Source organism: Paraburkholderia sp. BCC1876 (genome assembly GCF_902833695.1).
Classification (GTDB): domain Bacteria; phylum Pseudomonadota; class Gammaproteobacteria; order Burkholderiales; family Burkholderiaceae; genus Paraburkholderia.
The window spans coordinates 522483-538496 of record NZ_CADFGI010000005.1; the positions used below are offsets into that span (position 1 = coordinate 522483).

Annotated in this window: 16 protein-coding genes; 9 read left to right on the top strand and 7 right to left on the bottom strand. The window is 60.7% G+C overall.

What is annotated here, in order from left to right:
* Positions 1 to 122: 122 nt before the first annotated feature.
* Positions 123 to 476, top strand: coding sequence for a BON domain-containing protein (locus HWY05_RS21365; protein WP_035555501.1), 354 nt, complete (start codon positions 123 to 125; stop codon positions 474 to 476).
* 41 nt (positions 477 to 517) lie between these two features.
* On the opposite strand, the gene HWY05_RS21370 is transcribed toward HWY05_RS21365, so the two are convergent.
* A complete protein-coding gene (locus HWY05_RS21370) occupies positions 518 to 1123 on the bottom strand; it encodes a TetR/AcrR family transcriptional regulator (RefSeq protein WP_035555499.1) in 606 nt (201 codons plus the stop codon).
* 131 nt (positions 1124 to 1254) lie between these two features.
* On the opposite strand from HWY05_RS21370, the gene HWY05_RS21375 reads away from it, so the two are divergent.
* On the top strand, positions 1255 to 2178 hold the full coding sequence (locus tag HWY05_RS21375) for an NAD-dependent epimerase/dehydratase family protein (RefSeq protein WP_035555497.1): 924 nt from the start codon (positions 1255 to 1257) through the stop codon (positions 2176 to 2178).
* Between the two features lie 2 nt (positions 2179 to 2180).
* A complete protein-coding gene (locus tag HWY05_RS21380) occupies positions 2181 to 2525 on the top strand; it encodes a DoxX family protein (protein ID WP_176059511.1) in 345 nt (114 codons plus the stop codon).
* A gap of 137 nt (positions 2526 to 2662) precedes the next feature.
* Here the strand turns inward: HWY05_RS21380 and hpnH are convergent, their stop codons facing one another.
* Positions 2663 to 4219, bottom strand: a complete 1557-nt coding sequence (hpnH, locus tag HWY05_RS21390) for an adenosyl-hopene transferase HpnH (RefSeq protein WP_197070233.1) — start codon at positions 4217 to 4219, stop codon at positions 2663 to 2665.
* A 401-nt stretch (positions 4220 to 4620) separates the two neighbouring features.
* On the opposite strand from hpnH, the gene HWY05_RS21395 reads away from it, so the two are divergent.
* Both HWY05_RS21395 and HWY05_RS21400 read left to right on the top strand, forming a co-directional pair.
* Positions 4621 to 5256: a hypothetical protein gene (locus HWY05_RS21395; protein ID WP_035555493.1), complete on the top strand. Its 636-nt coding sequence runs from the start codon at positions 4621 to 4623 to the stop codon at positions 5254 to 5256.
* A gap of 345 nt (positions 5257 to 5601) precedes the next feature.
* A complete protein-coding gene (locus tag HWY05_RS21400) occupies positions 5602 to 6558 on the top strand; it encodes an aminoglycoside phosphotransferase family protein (protein WP_035555489.1) in 957 nt (318 codons plus the stop codon).
* Between the two features lie 76 nt (positions 6559 to 6634).
* On the opposite strand, the gene HWY05_RS21405 is transcribed toward HWY05_RS21400, so the two are convergent.
* From HWY05_RS21405 to HWY05_RS21415, 3 genes are all read right to left on the bottom strand, one after another.
* The gene (locus HWY05_RS21405; protein WP_176059512.1) at positions 6635 to 7396 is read right to left on the bottom strand and encodes an SDR family oxidoreductase; all 762 of its coding nucleotides are present in this window, start codon (positions 7394 to 7396) and stop codon (positions 6635 to 6637) included.
* Positions 7397 to 7460: 64 nt separating this feature from the next.
* On the bottom strand, positions 7461 to 8354 hold the full coding sequence (locus HWY05_RS21410) for an alpha/beta hydrolase (RefSeq protein ID WP_176059513.1): 894 nt from the start codon (positions 8352 to 8354) through the stop codon (positions 7461 to 7463).
* Positions 8355 to 8477: 123 nt separating this feature from the next.
* Positions 8478 to 9323, bottom strand: a complete 846-nt coding sequence (locus tag HWY05_RS21415; RefSeq protein WP_176059514.1) for a DMT family transporter — start codon at positions 9321 to 9323, stop codon at positions 8478 to 8480.
* 116 nt (positions 9324 to 9439) lie between these two features.
* Here HWY05_RS21415 and gcvA point away from each other — a divergent pair, with 116 nt between their 5' ends.
* Positions 9440 to 10342 carry a transcriptional regulator GcvA gene (gcvA, locus tag HWY05_RS21420; protein ID WP_176059515.1) on the top strand — a complete coding sequence of 301 codons (903 nt, stop codon included), beginning with the start codon at positions 9440 to 9442 and terminating at the stop codon, positions 10340 to 10342.
* 43 nt (positions 10343 to 10385) lie between these two features.
* On the opposite strand, the gene HWY05_RS21425 is transcribed toward gcvA, so the two are convergent.
* Both HWY05_RS21425 and HWY05_RS21430 read right to left on the bottom strand, forming a co-directional pair.
* Positions 10386 to 11714 carry an anaerobic sulfatase maturase gene (locus HWY05_RS21425; protein WP_244146663.1) on the bottom strand — a complete coding sequence of 443 codons (1329 nt, stop codon included), beginning with the start codon at positions 11712 to 11714 and terminating at the stop codon, positions 10386 to 10388.
* Positions 11715 to 11722: 8 nt separating this feature from the next.
* Complete coding sequence (locus tag HWY05_RS21430) at positions 11723 to 14140, bottom strand: arylsulfatase (protein ID WP_244146664.1); 2418 nt, start codon at positions 14138 to 14140, stop codon at positions 11723 to 11725.
* Between the two features lie 221 nt (positions 14141 to 14361).
* On the opposite strand from HWY05_RS21430, the gene HWY05_RS21435 reads away from it, so the two are divergent.
* The 3 genes from HWY05_RS21435 to HWY05_RS21445 all read left to right on the top strand — a co-directional run bounded on the left by HWY05_RS21435 (position 14362) and on the right by HWY05_RS21445 (position 15943).
* Positions 14362 to 14874, top strand: a complete 513-nt coding sequence (locus HWY05_RS21435) for an N-acetyltransferase (protein WP_176059517.1) — start codon at positions 14362 to 14364, stop codon at positions 14872 to 14874.
* A gap of 57 nt (positions 14875 to 14931) precedes the next feature.
* A complete protein-coding gene (locus HWY05_RS21440; protein WP_176059518.1) occupies positions 14932 to 15348 on the top strand; it encodes a RidA family protein in 417 nt (138 codons plus the stop codon).
* Between the two features lie 118 nt (positions 15349 to 15466).
* The gene (locus tag HWY05_RS21445) at positions 15467 to 15943 is read left to right on the top strand and encodes a VOC family protein (protein ID WP_176059519.1); all 477 of its coding nucleotides are present in this window, start codon (positions 15467 to 15469) and stop codon (positions 15941 to 15943) included.
* The last annotated feature ends 71 nt before the right edge of the window (positions 15944 to 16014 follow it).

The following is a 16014-nucleotide window of genomic DNA, read 5'->3' on the forward strand; positions in this document are numbered from 1 at the left end:
TGTGCCCAGGCTGTGATGAATGTGGCTGATTCTGCAGACGAGAAAAATCGGTGCCGGCACGCCTTCTGGCACTCCATAATTCAGACCGTGGGGAACGACAACCCGCACACTGGACGAAAGTCATGATCCGCAAACCCGTACGGACCCTGTGGGCGGCTGTTGCAGCGGCGGCTTTGTCGGCTTGCGTGCAGACGGGTCCAACGTACTCCGTGCCGGCGCCGCAGCGGATGATCGGTGGCGACAACGAAGCACAGTCCGACAGCGATCTGTCAAAGGCAGTCCGGCAAGCGCTGGCGCGGGCGCCTGGTTTCAATGTGGCGGGCGTGTTCGTCCGTGCTCGTGACGGCGCGGTATTCCTGACCGGAACGGTGCATAGCGCCGATCAGATCCGCCAGGCTGAACAAATCGCGCGGACCGTCCCCGGCGTACTGGTCGTGTCGAACAAGCTGACGTTGTGGCACGGCGGGAATGGCTAAGCGCCCCACATGCGGCGGCTCGACACCTGATGCGACGCTCCCTAGCGAAGCGCAGCCGCCACCGCCTCGTCAATCTGCAGCGCGAAACGCGCTTCAACATCGGGCACCGTGAAGCCAATCGACAGTTCCAGATACGCGTCACCGAGCACCAACTGAACGAAGGTCGCTGCCCGCAATGCGGCAGTCGATTCATCAAATCTCTTTCGCAGAATTTTTGCGGCGAAGGCGCGCACGACCTTTGCGCCGTTTTCGTGAAACACCTGACCGAGTTCCGGAAGACGCTCGGCCTCGGCAACGATGGCCCGGTAAAGCCGCAGATAATCGGGCTCGATAAGGCTTTGTGCCATCACCCATCCCAATTGGCGCAACTCGACTTCGGGTGAGCCATCGGATTGCCCGTCCTGAGCGCTGACCAGAGCGCCGCCCACCTGAGCGCACATCGAACTCACCAAGCCAACGAAGAGCGCCTCCTTCGACTTGAAGTGGCGGTAGACCGTCTGCTTGCCGACGCCAGCAGCCGCGGCGACATCGTCCATCGTTGCCAGGCCGAAACCCTGGCGTAAAAAAACGGTTTTCGCACCGTCGAGGATGGCGGATCGCTTACGGAGTTGCAGCGGGCTCAGATCGGGGAGAGAGGGCGTGTTCATCCCCCGATAAATAACAGATCGCCGGACCGTTGACAAGACTGGTCAGTCTCGTTTAGATTTGCGGAAACGAGACTCATGAGTCTCGTTCGAGTGATTTATCGACTTCGCAGACATTCATCGAGGGAAACGCTATGGAACTGTTCATTACTGGTGGCACGGGCTACATCGGGCAAGCGGTCGCGCGCAAGGCAATCGGCCTCGGCCATCAAGTGACGGCGCTGGTGCGCCAGGACGGCTCGGCGGCCGCCCGCGCGCTGGCACGTCTCGGCGTGAAACTGCATGCCGGCGACCTGCGTGAGCCGCAGTCTTTCGCGGCGGCTGCCGGCGCCGCTGATGGCGTGGTGCACGCCGCGTCGACCAACGACGCTTCCGCCGCTGCTGCCGACAAGGCCGCCGTTGAGGCAATGCTGTCGCATTTGCGTCCGGGCGCGGCGTTTGTCTATACGTCGGGCACCTGGGTCTACGGGAATACGGAGGGCGAATGCGCGACTGAAGCAACGGCGCTGAACCCGACACCACTCGTCGCGTGGCGGCCGGCTGTGGAGCAACACGTGCTGGCGCTGGCAGCACGCCGCTCGATTGGCGCCGTGATCCTCAGACCGGCGATGGTGCACGGCTACGGTGGCGGTGTCTTCGGCATGCTCGCCGGTATGGTCCGTCAGACCGGCAGTGTGAGAGTCGTCGGCGATGGTCGCAACCACTGGCCTGCCGTGCACGTCGACGATCTCGCCACGGCATATCTGAGCGCGGTGGAGCGGGCGGCAAGCGGAGACGCTCCAGTTACGGGACAAATCCTCAACGTAGTCGCGGAAGACGCCGTTGCCGTCGCCGAAATGGGCGAAGCGATCCGGGCCTCGGTCGGCGCAGATCGCGTCGAATTCTGGCCGCTCGACGATGCTCGCCAAGCGCTCGGGCCATTTGCTGATGCACTAGCGCTCGACCAGACAGTCAGCGGCCAGCACGCCCGGCGGGTTCTTGCCTGGGAACCCCACGGCCCACGACTGATCGCGGACCTCTCCGTGCAGACGCACTTTCAGCAAGGCAACGGAGCATGACGATGGCGCTCAACACCGCATCTTTAGAATCGATTCTCGCGATGATCGTCGCGGTGCTGTTCGCGGTGGCTGGCGTGGTCAATCTCGTGGGACGCGGCGCGGTGAGGCGTGACTTCGCACGCTGGGGTTACCCAGCCTGGTTTCATTTGCTTTGTGGCGCGCTTGAACTGTTGAGTGCGGCGCTTCTCGCTGGACAACAAACGAGAGTGTTAGGCCTGGCGTTGGCCGGCGCGATCATGATCGGCGCGCTTTTCACGTTGGTGCGCAATCGGGAACCGTTCCGGCATCTCGCCCCGGCGCTGCTCTTCTCGGCTCTTGTGGTGGTTACTGTGGCGGTCCGCGGTTGAAGTACCGTTGCCACTATGCGAGTGAGCCCGGGGCGCTGTGCATGGCATCCACATTGCCCACCTGGCTTCGACAGGATTGAAGTTCGCAAGACGCCAGCCGCGCATTCGTCTGAATGCCGGCTGGCCGTCTTTTACGATTAGTCGCCGAGATATTCCGGCTCGATCTGGATGTTCTGCTCACCGGCAGCTTTCTTCTCCCAGTATCGCTTGACCCAATTCTCGAAGGTCTTGCCGGCGGCGGTGTCCTTGCCGGTGAACGCAATGGAACCGATCTGCGCGTACGGAATGGTTTCCTTGTCCTTCTTGCCGGTCGGAATGATCCGCACGAAGCAGTCCTTGAAGGCCGCGCCGTACTGGCGGTCGTACAGATAGCCCGCGACAGCCGAGCCGTCCTTGCGGGTGATCGTGACGTCGCCACGGTAGTCGAAGGCCTTTTCCATCGCCTCGCGCACTTCCGCTTCGGTCGTCAGTTCGGGCGCCCAGCCTTCGAGTTTCTCGTGTGCCGTGCCAGGAGCGTTCTCCATCTCATCCGGCGCGACTGCCTTGACCGGTTGCGCGACGGCCTGGACTTCTTCAGTCTTCGCGGCGTCGGCGCGCTGCGCCTTCGGGATAAACGTAATCGGCACTTCGTGCGTGGTTTTCTTCCAGCCGGCGAGAATCTCGGTCGCCTCGCGGTCTTCGTAGCGATCGAACAGCATGGCCTTGACCGTCTGGAACATGCCCTTGAACGAACCGAACGTGTAGTTCACGCCGCTCGCCTCGTAACCCGAGTGCACCATGCAGTTCGCGCACTTCGGATTGCCGCTTTCGGTGCCGTATTCGGACCACTTCACGCTTTCCATCAGTTCGTCGAAGGTGTCGGCGTAGCCGTCCTGAAGCAGGTAACACGGCTTTTGCCAACCGAAGATGCTGTACGTCGGCATACCCCACGGCGTGCAGGTCAGCTCCTTCTTGCCCATCAAGAATTCCATGAACATCGGCGACGCGTTGAAGCGCCAGCTTTTCTTCCGGTTCGACAGGATCGAGCGGAACAGCTTTTTCGAACGTGCGCGGCCGAGGAAGTGCTTCTGGTCCGGTGCCTTGTCGTACGTGTAGCCGGGCGACACCATCATGCTTTCGACGCCCGCTTCCATCATTTCGTCAAAGTGCAGGCGCACGCTGTTCGGATCGGCGCCGTCGAACAGGGTGGTATTGGTCGTGACGCGGAAACCCGCCGCCACGGCCGCACGCACGCCTTCCATCGCGATGTCATAGCCGCCTTCGCGGCACACCGCAAAGTCGTGATGCTCGCGCTGGCCGTCGACGTGAACCGAGAACGACAGGTACTTGCTCGGCTTGAACAGGTGCAGGTTCTTCGCGAGGAGCAGCGCGTTCGTACACATATAGACGTACTTCTTACGCGCGACGAGGCCGGCGACGATCTCGGGCATCTGCGGATGCAGAAGCGGTTCGCCGCCCGGAATCGCGACCATCGGCGTGCCGCATTCCTCGACAGCCTTGAAGCATTGCTCCGGCGTCAGCTCAGATTTCAGGACGTGCGCCGGGTATTGAATCTTCCCGCATCCCGCACACGCGAGATTGCAGCGCATCAGCGGCTCGAGCATGAGGACGAGCGGATAGCGACGACGCCGCATCAGCTTCTGTTTCAGGACGTAGGTAGCGACCGTCCAGGCCTGCGAAATTGGGACTGCCATGTTGCAAATACTCCTCGTTAACCGGTGACTCGACAGGCAACGTGCAACGGTGGTCTATCCGATACCGGGCGCCCGATTGGGGGTTCGATCATGGGCCAAAGACTCTTCCGTCGCGTCAATTGTCGACTTTGGGCGCAATGATCGCACAATCTGGGCGGCGAGGTCGGCCGGCGCATATTGGATCGCCCTGCATCGCCTGCCTGGCCGGAATGCCAGCGGGCAGGGACTTGGGCTATAAATGGCCGTTTTTGACGGTCAAGCCGCCCTTGATGGGTCGCACGCGGGCCGTCGTCGGATTCCGAGGGCGGCCAGACGGCGACATGTGATCGAGATGTCGACTTTCTGTTTTTCTGGAACAATAATTGTCACGATAAATAACGTTCGACTCTTTCGATCAAAATATGAATACAAGAAGCGAGAAGGGAACTGATACGCGATATTTATTTACAAAAAGCCTACTTTGGATCGCCTTTTTCGCTGCCTTGATTTTGTCCATATCTATTGTCACCTCCCTGGTGTTGATCGATTTTATCCACGGAAATCCGAACAGATCCAAAAGCAACGCCGTGTTGATGATGATTTTAACTCCGCCGTTGTTTAGCCTTGTAGCGGCGATTGGAATATTTATTGTATTTTCACTATCCCAGATCGCCCAGTCGTTCATGACGCGCGTTCTTCATCCTCGTGTTGGTCGATACGCGTACATTTTTATCGGTCTGATGGTCCCGTTGATCTCGATTGCGACCTGGTATTGCTATGATTATTTGACACCCACTGATTTCAATCTTGGAATAAATGAGGGGGAAAACTGGATGCCGTATCAACACGGCATAAGCCTGAAGAGATATCTCGCGACGCTGGCATGCCAGGGGTTGGTCACAACGTTTAGCCTATTTTACTTCGATGCCGGAATCCGTCATCGCTCAAAAAAACCAATCATTCTGGGCGTTGTGTTTCTGGCGATTATTATCGGCACCATCCTGGGATATCGCGACGCGATAATCCAATACCAATTCATCGATCATCCATCTTCATAGGCAGCAACCTATTCGGGGCTCGTGGAGGAGCGCTCCGCTCTCCTCGCCGGCTACGAATATTTTTGAATCGTCGCTGTCAGAAGTCGCGGCGGTCTGCTTTGGGTGAAGTCGGAACCCTTGAAAAAAACCGGTTGAATCAGCGCCCCCCGCCTAACCTCACCAACGCCCCCACAAACTCAGCCAGAATATTTCGACGGGTTACGCGGCATGACAACACCAACAGCACACGCCCACCTACCTTACCTCTCCCGTTACGCCCGAAACATTCTCCAATAATCGGTCAATTGCCGAGCCCTGCCCCCGCCTGCTGTAATACGCCGCTACCAAGGCACACCGGGCGGCAAGATGGGCGATCAGCCAGGCAACGACGATGCAGCAATCGCCCAATGCATCGCAGACGTACACGGCGAACGGCCGCTGCGACTCGAGCGCCAGGCGTTCGCTCACAGCAGCAACACGGTGTACCGCGCCCACATGGCCGGCGGCCGTTCACTGGCGGTACGCGTCAGCCCCAAAGCTCAAACGTTCTTGCACACCGGCGCGAATCTCGCGGCGCTGCATGGCCTCGGCCTGCCGGTGCAGACCGTGCTGGCCCAAGGCACCACGCCCACGGGTGGCGATTTCGTGGTGCTCGACTGGCTGCCCGGCCGCGATCTCTTCTACGTCTTCGACTCGCTCGATGCCCGGCAGGCCGAACGGATTGCCGAAGCCGTGATCACCTTCCAGTGCCGGGTGGCGCAACAACTGCCCGCCCCCGCGCAGGGTGGTTTCGGCTGGACCGCGATCGGCGCCCGTGCGCCTCGTGCACGCTGGACGGAGATCTTCGACGAGCCTACCCCGATTGCGTCTCACGTCGCGACACTCGCGCGTGCGGATGCCACGCCGATCGACCGCTTTCGCGCGCGACTGGGCCTCGTACGCGCGTCGCTCGAAGACTACTTCGACACACTGCGCCCGGTCTGCTTTCTCCACGATCTGACCATCAAGAACGTCCTGGTGGACGACAACGAACTGAGCGGACTGATCGACTTCGACTCGGTGTGCTACGGCGATCCACTGCTCGTGCTGGGCACGACGCTCGCGCACATCGACACGCTGGTCGGGGAACGTGGCCGCCGCTACGCCGAAGCGCTGCTACGCTGTTGGGCGCCGCAAGGCGAGCGCAGGCGCGCGACGGGCTTCTACGCGTCGCTCTGGGTCATCGGCCTTTTATCAGCCGCGATCGAACAGGGCAACGCCGTGAGCGTGCACTTTCTCACGCCGGTTCTCGATCAACTGCTGAGGGTGGCGGAACGCGCGTGAGCACCCGGGCTTAGATGCCTGACACCTTGCGTCAATGAAAGCCCTGCACGTCGCACGCCGCACGTTGTCGTTCACCTCACTTGCCGCCGGTGACATCGAGGAACGTGCCGGTGACGAACGAAGCCTCGGCGCTCGCCAGCCACAGAATCGCCTGCGCAACCTCTTCGGGTTGACCGCCTCGTCCCATGGGGATCGAGTCTTTGACACGATCCACCCGCCCCGGCTCTCCGCCGCTCGCATGCATTTCGGTGTAAATGTGTCCAGGGCGAATACAGTTGACGCGTATCCCATCCCGCGCGACTTCTTTGGCGAAGCCGATGGTGAACGTCTCAAGCGCGCCCTTCGACGCGGCATAGTCGACATACTCGTTTGGACTACCGAGCCGGGCCGATGCCGACGAGACGTTAATCACGACGCCGCCTCGACCATTGTGACGACGCGACATCCGCTTCACCGCCTGCTGTGCACAAAGGATCGGACCGATCGAATTGACCGCGAAAATGCGCTGCATCCGCGCGAATTCGAGATCCTCCAGCCGCGACTGCCGTGCAATGATCGCGGCGTTATTCACCAGCACATCGATCCGGCCGAACTTCCGGTCGATCGCGGCGAATAGCTGAGCGACCTGCTCAGGATCTGCGCTGTCCGCGCGCGTCGCTAAAGCGCGTCGACCGGCGGCTTCCACATCGGCCGCCACAGCAAGGGCGGCGGATTCGTTGGAGACGAAGCTTATCGCCACGTCGTAGCCCCGCGCGGCAGCAAGCCGCGCAGTCGCCGCGCCTACGCCACGAGCGCCACCGGTTATCAGAATCAACGGGGTCTGCGAAACAGCATTCATTGAACGAACCTCCACGTGACGATGAAATAGTGATTCAGGCTGAGACTGAGCGAAGGGCGGCGGCTCAATCGGCCCAGGCGTTGATATCGAGCACCGCGCTAGCGAACGCTTCTGGCGCCTCCTGCGGCAGGTTGTGACCGACATTCGGCACGACGCGGTTCTCATGGCGTCCGGTGAAACGGTTTGAATCCGACTTGGTTTCCGACAGCGACGAGACGCCATCGGCGTCTCCTTCGAGTGTGATCGTGGGCACGGTGATCGACGGCATGGCCGCGAGGCGTCGCTCCATGTCGTCGAACTGAGGATCGCCCTCGACCAGTCCGAAACGGTGCCGGTAGGAATGCACCACCACGTCGACGAAATCCGGATTGTCGAACGCCTCTGCCGAGCTCGCGTAGGTGGCATCGTCAAAGCGCCAGGTCGGCGACCACAACGACCATAAGAGCCGGCAGAACGCGCGACGGTTCTCAGTCAACCCAGCCCGGCCGCGTTCACCATGCAGATAGTATTGATACCAGAGCCGATGTTCTTTCTCAGGGCTGGCCGGCCGCACGGCCTTGGCGATGTTCTGGATGTTGTAGCCGTTAACCGACACCAACCCTCGCGCTCGTGACGGGTACAGCGCCGCCACGATGCACGCTGCCCGGCCGCCCCAGTCGTAGCCACCCAGGACGGCCCGTTCGATCTGAAGCGCGTCGAGCAGCGCTAACAGGTCGGCCCCGAGCGCCGCCTGCTGACCCGAACGAGGGGTTGCTGGTGCGAGGAAACGCGTTGGCCCATATCCGCGAAGATACGGCGTGATGACGCGAGCGCCTTGTGACGTGAGGCGCGGCGACACATCGTCGTACGCGCGGATGTCGTAGGGGAAACCGTGCAGCAGCACGACCGGCCATCCGCCGGGGTCGCCCTGTTCGTCATAGACAACGTCGAGCAGGCCGGTTGCAATGTTCTTGAGCATGAAGCCATCCTTCTTGTGAAGTGGTCCGGCCTGTCGCCTCGAATGGCCGCCAGGGGACATGAGTTTGCGAGCATTCAGCGAAACGCTGACGCAAGAGCACCCCATCATGCGCTTCAGACAATGTCAAAGCCCCAGACACACCGCCCCCGCCGCGACGACCACGCACGCGAGCCAGCGCTTTGCGCTGACCGTCTCCCGCAAAAACAGTCGACCGATCAGCACCGCGAACACCACGCTGGTTTCGCGCAATGCCGATACCGCGCCCATCGCACCCGACTGCAGCGCCCAGATCACGATGCCGTACGCCGCGATCGACACGAGGCCGCCGACCAGCGACGAGCTCACCGCCCAAGGCTCCGCCCTCACCGGCGCCCACAACGCCGCGAGTCCTCGCATCGCGACGAACAGTACCGGCATCAGCCAATAGAACAGAAACATCCACGCGGTATAGGCGAGTGCCCGGCCGTCGGACAGGCGCACGCCAATACCGTCGATCACGGTATAGACAGCAATTGTCGCGCCGGTCGTCAATGCGGCCAGCACACCGGCGCGCGAAACACGACTCCCGTCCAGCGCAATCGCGACGATGCCGCCCGATATCATCACAATCCCCAGCACATGCAAGAGGCCGATCGCTTCATGCGCGAACAGCGCCGCGCCGAGCGTGACGAGCAGCGGCGACGAACCGCGTGCAATCGGATAGGCCCGCGCGAGATCGTTGCTGCGATACGAGCGCACGAGGGTCACGTTGTAAAAGGTATGCACGAACCCCGACGCGACGATATATGGCCAGGCCGCGGCGGCCGGCCGCGGCGTGACGAACACCACCGCGAGCGTGGCGATCGTTGCGATGGCGATACTCATCCACGTCATGGAAAGGAAGCGGTCGCGATTGCTGTGCAACATCGCGTTCCAGCTCGCGTGGAGCAAGGCGGCAAAGAGGACGAAGCCGCCGGTATAACTCAGCATGCGAATTCCGGGCCACAAAAGAAGGGATAGATTCAATCGAGTAAACAGAATATCTATCTTGTGACCCGCGAACAACTGAGATAAATTCGCAATTCGCGTTAGATAAACTACTCCGAATGAAACGGCTATTGCCTCCGCTCAATGCCCTGCGCGCTTTCGAAGCCGCGGGCCGGCTCGGCAGCTTCAAGGACGCCGCCGCCGAATTGCACGTCACGCACGGCGCGGTGAGTCAGCAGGTGCGCCTGCTCGAGGAATGGCTCGGCGCATTGCTGTTTGAGCGGCACAACCGGCGCGTGGCGCTGACACCGGCGGCCAGAGCTTACCTGGCGGAAATCGGTCCGCTGTTCGAGCACATCTCGCAAGCAACCGCGAAATACGGTCTGCCTCAACCGGTCTCGCGAACACTCTCCGTCAACGCACCCGCCACATTCACGTTGCGGTGGCTGGTGCCGCGACTGGCCACATTCCGCGCTGCGCATCCCGGCGTGGACGTCAACGTAGAAACGTCGAACGAGCCGGTGGAAAGTCTGCCGGGGAGTTATGAGGTCATCATCCGCGGCGGCCCGGATACTTTCTACGGCTATTCGATGCGGCCATTCCTGGCCGAAGAGCGGATCCCCGTCTGCAGTCCCGCGCTGCTGCAGCGACTGCCGCTGCAAACACCCGAAGACATCCGGCAGCACACGTTGCTGCATACGTCGAGCCTGCCGCGGCTTTGGCCGGACTGGCTGGCGAGAGCAGAAATTGCCGCACTCGCCCCGGCTGCGGCGCTAACCTTCGACCACTTCTATCTGACGTTGCAAGCCGCCGTCGATGGAATCGGTATCGCGATGGGACCGACCGCGCTGATCGCCGACGATCTCGCGGCCGGCCGGCTTGTCACACCGTTCGCCGGTCCTCGACTGGCGTCGCGGAGCTATTGCACGTATGTGCCGGATGAGAAGTCGGCCGATGAACTGGTCGCGCTGTTTCGCTCATGGCTCGAATGCGAAGGTGAACGTGCGGACTTGCGACAATAGGCCGGCGGATTCGCCGGCCTAACCGGCCGTCCAGATCGCCACGCTAAACGCGGGAGGTCTTCGCCGCAGCAGAATCGCCCACCACCATCAGCGTCGCCTTGACGATGTCACTCGCAGGCCGGCCGCTGCGAATCAACTCCGCCAGCACACGCAAATAAGGCGCGACGTGCGAGAAAAAACTGTAGTACCCCGCGCAGAGAAAATTCAGTCCCGCTTCGCCGTCGCGCGTCACGGCAAAACGATGCTTCGGACAGCCGCCCCAGCAGCCGCGCAACATGCTGCATTGTCGGCATTGCTGCGGCAACGTCGTGAGTTTGTCTTCGCCGAATTGGGTTTGCTGCGGTGAATCCAGCATGCTGGACAGCGACGCCTCGGAGAGATTGCCCAGGCGATATTCCGGATAAACGAAATGATCGCACGCATAGACGTCGCCATTGTGTTCGACCACGACCGCGTTGCCGCAGGTCGGCTGATGGTGGCACGCGGCGCCGGGTTCGCCCATGTAATTGGCCAGCGCCCATTCGAAGTTCATCACATAGCATTGGCCGACGTCGCGACGCACCCATACGTCGAAAATCGCATTCAGAAAGTTGCCGTAGTCCTCAGGCAAGACGGACCAGTCCGTCAGGCGCTCAGCCGTATGCGGTTGTGCCTTCAGCAACACCTTCCCGCCGGGACCCTGCAGCGTGAGTCCAATCGCCTCGCTGGCCGGATCCGCGCGCCGTTCGACCACCGGAATGAACTGCACATACTCCACGCCCAGCGAGCGCAGGAATTCGTAGACCCTAAGCGGTTCGCGCGAACTGCGTCGATTGACGCAGGCGAGCACGTTGAAGCGAACGCCATGTTTCCTGAGCCGCTCCAGCGCACTCACCACCAGCGCGTGACTCGGCTTGCCGCCCTTCGTGATCCGGTACTCGTCGTGAATGTCCGCGGGACCGTCGATCGATAGTCCGATCAGAAAGTCTTCATCGGCGAAGAACTGGCACCACGTATCGTCCAGCAGCAGTCCGTTGGTCTGGAAACTATTGGTGATGGTGCGGCCGGCGCCAAAGTGCTTTTGCAGCGCTATGGCGCGTTTGTAGAAGTCGATCCCGAGCAAGGTGGGCTCGCCGCCTTGCCACGTGAACGCAACCTCATGGCCGGCCGGCTGCGACGCGATGTAGTTGCGCACGTAGTCGCTGAGCACATCGTCACTCATGCGCCGTCTGCGCTCGCTCGGATAAAGCGCCTCTTTCTCGAGGTAGAAGCAGTACTCGCAATCGAGATTGCAGTCCGAGCCGCTCGGCTTCGACATGGCGTGAAAGCTCTGCTTCGCGGCGTCGGAAAAGGCGGACGATGCGTGTGTGTCTGCCGCGTGCGAGTCGATCATGGCGGGTTCTATTCGCGCGACAGGGCCGCCTCGGCCGCCTTGCGCTCGACTTCCTTCTGCATCGAAGCCGACGCCGCGTCGTGCGGCTTGAGATCGATCGTGACGGTGTCGATCTTGCCGGTAAAGGTGAATGGCACGTCGTAGCTGAGATTCACCGGCGTGCCGGTGTCTTCGCCGATATCGAGCGTCTCCACGCTCATGGTGAAACGCACCGCCACGGTGTGCTCGATCCGTCCTTGGGCGACCTGTTTGCCGTCCACCATCAAGGTTCCCAGGCCGCCTTTACCGATCCCGCCGCCGTCATACTTAAAATCGAAAACGATCGTATGCAGCCCCGGCGTCAGTGCCTCAGCGCCCTCGATGTTGTAATGCGCCGCGTTGGCAAAGTTGTAGTGGAAGACCGGTTTGCCTTCGTCGAGATACAGTGCCCAGCCGTCGAACAGGCCACCAAGCGTCGCGATCATGCCCTGCGCGCCCTCCTTCGGAATCTCCACTTTGGCCGTGATGCTCCACGAGCGGTTCTTCATGTCCGGCGCAACCCCTTCGGGAATGCGCTTAGTGCCCGCGTAGTAGGTGTAAGACGTGCGGCCCGCCGTCAGACTCGGCCGGTTCGACGGATTGAGGCGCATCACGCGGTCGTTATCAAGCGGCAGCACGTTGTATTTGCGCGCTTCGCTGTAGAAGAGCTTCTGCATCTGTTTCAGTTTCGCGGGATCGCTCGCCGCGAGATCGTGCGCTTCGCTGAAGTCCTTGTCGACGTCGTACAGTTCCCATTTATAACCGTCGATCACGTCGACATTCGGCACCTCGGTCGCCCACGGCGGCGCGATCGGCGTGGTCGCGGCGATCCAGCCGTCGTGATAGATCGCGCGATTGCCGAACAGCTCGAAATATTGCGTGCGCCGCGTTGAAGGCGTGTTCGGCTGATCGAACGTATAGGCCATGCTGACGCCTTCAATCGGCCGCTGCTTGACGCCATTGACTTCGACCGGTTGCGGCACGTGAGAAACATCCAGCACGGTGGGCAGAATATCGATCACGTGATGCCACTGCGAGCGAATCTGTCCATCTTCCTTGATATGCGCGGGCCACGAAATAACCATGCCGTTACGCGTCCCGCCGAAGTGACTCGCAATCTGCTTGGTCCATTGGAACGGCGTGTCGAGCGCGTGCGCCCAGCCAACCGGGAAATGGTTATAGGTCTTCCAGGTGCCGAGATCCTCGATCTTAGGCAGCATTTGCGCAGTGGTCGGCACGACACCATTCATCGCACCTTCGAGGTTGGTCGAACCACCCACGCCGCCTTCCCCACTCGCCCCGTTGTCACCCACGATATAAATCACCAGCGTATTGTCCGACAGCCCCATGTCGTCGATCGCCTTGATCACGCGGCCCACGTTGTAGTCCGTCTGTTCCAGATAGCCGGCATAGATTTCCATCATGCGGGCATAGAGCTTCCGGTCGTCCGCGGACAAACTGTTCCATGCCGGAATGCCGGGCGAGCGCTTAGTCAGATCGGTATCTTGCGGCACGATACCGAGTTGCTTCTGACGTGCGAGCGTCTGCTCACGTAACACGTCCCAGCCCTGATCGAATTTGCCGCGGTACATGTCCACCCACTCCTTGCGCGGATGATGCGGCGCATGCGTGGCGCCCGGCGCGTAGTAGATGAAGAACGGTTTGTCCGGCGCCATCGAATGCTGGGTCTGGACGTACTTGATCGCCTGATCGGCGAGGTCGTAGTCGAGGTTGTAGTCGGGTTTGCCGACATACGGTTCGATCGGTGTGGTGTTGTCGAAGAGGAGCGGGCGCCACTGGTTCATGTCGCCGCCAATGAAGCCGTAGAACTTCTCGAAACCGAGGCCCGTAGGCCAACGGTCGAAAGGCCCCGCCTGGCTCGTTTCCCAGTCGGGCACGTTGTGATCCTTGCCGAACCAGGCCGTATTCCAGCCGTTCTGCCGGAGGATTTCGCCGATCCCTGCCGTATCGCGGCCTACCAGCGAGTCGTAACCGGGGTAGCCCGTCGCCATTTCCATGATCTGGCCGGTGTGGACCGAATGATGGTTGCGCCCGGATAGCAGCGCGGCGCGTGTCGGCGAGCACATGGCCGTGGTGTGGAATTCGTTGTAGCGCAAACCATGCTGCGCGAGCTGTTCGAGCGTGGGCGTATCGACCGGACCGCCGAACGTACTGGCCGCGCCGAAGCCCACGTCGTCGAGCAGAACCAGCAGGATATTCGGGGCACCGGCCGGCGCGGTGGTCTGGCGCGGAAAGTCAACTTTGGAGTCTTTGGCGCGCAACTCGATTTTGCCCTTGAAGGGCTGAGCCGGCGGTGGCAGGACGCTTTGCGCCTGGATGACCGATGCACCACCAGCCAGGCTGGTCGTGACAAAAGTGCGGACCGCTATACTCAAAACCACTTTCATGGTTTCCTCTCGAGTTGCATGTCTCAACTGGCGGCTCATGCCTGCAAGCCGATTTCGCTACTGTCGTGCCGACGTCATTAATACATGTTCTGTGTCGATCTGTCTCACTGGCGGGGAAAATAATCGGCTTGACAGTCACCCATTTATAGACTCCAACATTACGAAATGTCAGCAAGCGCTCAGACGAACCGCCTGTACGGCGTTACCCCAAAAGAACAAAGATGATACCGACGCATTCAATCAGAACGGCCGAGCCGGCCGACACAGCACGCATCGCGGTACTGGGCGCACAGGTGTGGGTACATACCTACGCAGCAGGTGGCGTATCCGAGATCATCGCGCACTATGTGCTGACGACATTCACGCCAGAAAAAGTTCTCACGCTATTAAGCGACCCACAAGTGGTTCTATTGATCGCCGAGGCAGAAGGCAATCTCGCCGGCTATCTCGTCATGCGCTTAGATTCGCACCATGCCGATGTGTCCACCGAGATCGAAACGCTCTACATTCAGGCCTCTTTCGCCGGCTGCGGTATCGGGTCTGCATTACTGACACAAGCCAGAAGCATTGCACTGGAGAGAACCGGCAATCGGGCAATCTGGCTGATGGTCAACTCACACAATGAGAAAGCCATTTCCTTTTACCACTCCCGCGGCATGCTGCAGGACGGCGTAACGTACTTCGAGCTTGGCGGCGTCAAACACGAGAACAAAGTGATGATCGCCAGAGACTAACGAACCGCAATCCGAAACACCTCAAGTCACCGCCTCAACCCGGCAACGGAAAAACCCATGACAGACCGCGAATTGATCATCCCGCCGACGATGCAACCCATTGTCGAGCGTGCAGGCTATGTCCCCGCCGTGAAAGTCGGCGCCACCGTTTTCTGCGCCGGCCAGGTTGGCCGTACAGCGGATCTCGACGTCATTGCCGATCCCGAGGCGCAATTTCTGGCCTGCTGGGAGAACCTGCGCGTAGTACTGCAAGCGGCCGGTTGTACGTTCGAGGACGTTGTCGACATGACGACGTACCACGTGCAAATGAGCACGCATATGCCGGGATTCCGCGAGGTCAAGAATCGCGTGTTCCCACGAGGCACATACGCATGGACCGCCATCGGCGTATCCGAACTCGCCGTTGCGGGCTTGCTGGTCGAGATAAAGTGCGTCGCGATCAAGCGGGACCTGGTGGGACTCGACTTTCCGTAAATCAGGAACTCGACAACCGGGATCGTGTCAGCAAGAGTGCCAACCGTCTCGACGATATGGACCTTTGGCGCTTGCTTCGAAACCAGTCGATAGTGCGAGTTTCTACAAGGAGAGTGCAATGGCCGAGCTAGTAACATGCCTGTGGTTCGATCAAGGCAGAGCACGTGAGGCGGCGGAGTTTTACGCCGCGACCTTCCCCGATAGTCATGTCACCGCAGGTCATCCTTCCCCTATGCCGGGTGTGGGCCAGGGCCCGGATCTGACAGTCGAGTTCACCGTGCTCGGGCGGCGCTTCGTGGGGCTGAACGGCGGCCCCAACTACAAGCCGAACGAGGCGATCAGTTTCATGGTTGAGACGGATACCCAGGAAGAAACCGACCGCTACTGGAACGCCGTTGTGGGCAACGGCGGAGCGGAAGCGCCTTGCGGATGGTGCAAAGACCGTTGGGACTTTTCGTGGCAGATCACGCCCCGGCGCTTGCTCGAACTCGTCACCGGGTCCGATCGCGAAGCCGGAAAACGTGCGATGGAAGCCATGATGACCATGAAAAAAATCGACATCGCCGCAATAGAACGCGCAGCCGCAGCAAAATAAACGTCACGTCCTTTTACCGAACCGTCATCGCCAATCGGCCCATTCCGGCCGTTCGGCGTTGACGGTTTATT